Here is a 2,925-nt window from a genome sequence, read left to right on the forward strand (position 1 = left end):
GCGAGCCGATCCAGGGCGCCGGGGGCGTCATCGTCCCGCCCGAGAGCTACTGGCCCGAAATCCAGCGCATCTGCAAGCAGTACGACATCCTGCTGATCGCCGACGAGGTCATCTCCGGCTTCGGGCGCAGCGGCGAGTGGTTCGCCAGCGACCGCATGGACATCAAGCCGGACCTGATGACCATGGCCAAGGGCATCACCTCGGGCTACCTGCCGCTCTCGGGCCTGATGGTCGGCGAGCGGGTCGCCGATGCCCTGATCCACGGCGGCGAGTTCTTCCACGGCTATACCTATTCCGGCCATCCGGTCGCCTGCGCCGTCGCGCTCAAGAACATCGAGATCATCGAGCGCGAGGGCCTGGTCGAGAAGGTGCGCGAGGAAACCGGCCCCTACCTTCAGGAGGGGCTGCGCAGCCTGACCGACAAGCCGATCGTGGGCGAAGCCCGCGGCATGGGCATGCTGGGTGCGGTCGAGCTGGTGAAGGACAAGGATACGCACGAGCGCTATCCGGACAACAAGGCCTCCCTCACCTGCCGCAACCACTGCATCGAAAACGGCCTGATGCTGCGTCAGGTGCGCGACGGGATGATTACCTCGCCGCCGCTCACCTTCGAGAAGAGCCATATCGACGAGATGATCGACACGCTCGGCAAGGCGATCGACGCCACCGCCAAGGAGTTGGGCGCAGCCTGACGGCCCCGGGTCGATCCTCACGAGGGAAAGGAAGCGAAGCGATGCGCGAAGTGACCGTCGCCGCCACGCAGATGGCCTGCGGTTGGGACAAGGAGGCCAACGTCTCCAAGGCCGAGGAACTGATCCGGGAGGCCGCCGGAAAGGGCGCCCAGATCATCCTGATCCAGGAGCTCTTCGAGACGCCCTACTTCTGCCAGGACCAGAAGCTCGACTACTTCGCGCTCGCGCACCCCGTCGAGGACCACCCGACCATCGCGCGTCTCAGCGAGCTGGCCGCGGAGCTGGAGGTGGTGCTGCCGGTCTCCTTCTTCGAGAAGGCCAACCAGGCCTACTACAACTCCCTGGTGACGCTGGACGCGGACGGGGAGTTGCTGGGGCTTTACCGCAAGAGCCACATCCCCGACGGGCCCGGCTATCAGGAGAAGTTCTACTTCAATCCAGGGGATACCGGCTTCACCACCTTCGACACTCGCTACGCACGGATCGGGGTCGGCATCTGCTGGGACCAGTGGTTTCCCGAAGGCGCGCGCGCCATGGCCTTGATGGGGGCCGAGATCCTGTTCTACCCCACAGCCATCGGATCCGAGCCCCAGGACAGCTCGCTGGACAGTAAGGACCACTGGCAGAGGACCATGCAGGGACACGCAGCCGCGAACGTCATGCCCCTGGTCGCATCGAACCGGATAGGCACGGAACCGGGCGACAACTCCGAGATCACCTTCTACGGCTCTTCCTTCATCGCGGGGCCCACGGGGGAGAAACTGGCGGAGGCGGACCGCACCAGCCAGACAGTACTGACGCAGACCTTCGACCTGGACGCCATCGCCGCAAAGCGGGCGGGCTGGGGCCTGTTCCGCGACCGCAGGCCGGAAGTCTATGGCCCTCTGATGACCCTGGATGGCAGCGAGGACTGGTAAGACAGCGCGCCCTCCGTCCGGCCGCCTTGCTGCTTCCGGGCACCCCTATGAAATAGAAGAAGCCGCCTCTCCTTGAAAAAGAGAGGCGGCTTCTTTCGTTCCTACCCTTGGCGGGTTAGTTGGACCCGGGTCCTCCTGGAATGTCCACGGTGGTCATGTCGAAGCTCGTGGCACCGTAGATCTGCTTGGTGACCGGATCACGAGCGACGAGGAAGCCGCGGTTTCTAACCGGATCCGGGTTCAGGACCGTGCCCGGGGCGACGGTGAGTTCAATCCGGACGAAGAAGACGGAGTCCTGCAACGGCGTGTCGGGATCGTCAGCCCCCATGGTGATGATCACCGGGTCACTGGTCAAATCGCCCTCGGAGCAGGCCGGGTCGCCGGCTTCAAAGGCGCAGATCCGGAAATTGACAGGCAGGTCGTCACGGGGCGAGACCAACTCGTCGGTCAGCAGGACCTCCACGTCACCCGCGGCGCCCGAGTTGCCCAGAGCCCCGAAGAAAGACAGCCTGTTGTTGTTCACCGGCAAGATCTCCGCCGTGTTCGACGGACTTGGCGGGGGCGCCGCCAAGGTGATGCGCGGCACCGGCACAGCGGAGGACGAGAACACGAAGGTGTCCAGATCGCCAAAGGCGAAGGGGAAGGACTTCACGCCGCCGCAGTCATAGTCGATCTCCAGAGTGAACTGCTCGAACGCTGCGTTCGGCAACATCTCGATGATCATGAAGTGGGGCGCGCCGCCGCCGGTGATCCGGAAGGGTTCGTCCGGCGCCGCCGTCGGCTCCAACCCGTCATACTCCGAGTAGGAATAGAAGGTGAAGCTGAAGTCGGTCCGGTCCATGTCCGGCGCCAGGGTGCAGTTCTCAAGGTTGCCGGTGGGATCCGCCGCGACCACGGCGAAGAAAGTCACCGGCGTTCCTTGAACCCCCGAGATCGCAACCGGCAGGGTGGCCGCGAAGAGTTCCGAGAAGGTCGTTGGCGTACCGGCATTCTCATCGAACTCACGGGGCCAGATCATCGGGCGGATCACGCCTTCCGACACGGTTCCGTCCGCCGTCGTCACCTCAAGGGTGATGCGGCAATCCAGGTTGCCCGGCGAATCGTCGCCGCCGGCGCCATCACTGTCGAAGTTCGGCGGCGCGGTCCAAACCGGCGTTGGGCTGGTCGGATCGTCGAAGGAGTTGCCCCCTTCGGCAATCTGGAAGGGACCAAGCAACGGCGTTGCCCCCGGAATGACGCCGTCCTCAATCAGAACGAAGTCATATCCGCCGTGATGGAATAGGCGTCGTTCGTCCCGTTCGCGTCGTTGACGTAGG

At 64.4% G+C, this 2,925-nt stretch carries 3 protein-coding genes; 2 read left to right on the forward strand and 1 reads right to left on the reverse strand.

The window, feature by feature from the left end; all coding sequences use genetic code 11:
- Together P8X75_15045 and aguB are read left to right on the forward strand one after the other, a co-directional pair.
- Nucleotides 1-692, forward strand: a 692-nt coding sequence (locus P8X75_15045; protein ID MEJ1996497.1) for an aminotransferase class III-fold pyridoxal phosphate-dependent enzyme, incomplete at its 5' end; no start/stop codon positions are given.
- A 41-nt stretch (nucleotides 693-733) separates the two neighbouring features.
- Entirely contained in the window at nucleotides 734-1,609 is an 876-nt protein-coding gene (aguB, locus tag P8X75_15050) for an N-carbamoylputrescine amidase (GenBank protein MEJ1996498.1), read from the forward strand.
- 115 nt (nucleotides 1,610-1,724) lie between these two features.
- Here the strand turns inward: aguB and P8X75_15055 are convergent.
- Nucleotides 1,725-2,925 (reverse strand): hypothetical protein (locus P8X75_15055; GenBank protein MEJ1996499.1); only part of this gene is annotated, 1,201 nt, incomplete at its 5' end.

Source organism: Limibacillus sp., from assembly GCA_037379885.1.
Classification (GTDB): Bacteria; Pseudomonadota; Alphaproteobacteria; order Kiloniellales; family CECT-8803; genus JARRJC01.

Coding starts and splice junctions, on each gene's coding strand:
- aguB (MEJ1996498.1), top strand. CDS start 734: ATGCGCGAAGTGACCGTCGCCGCCACGCAGATGGCCTGCGGTTGGGAC.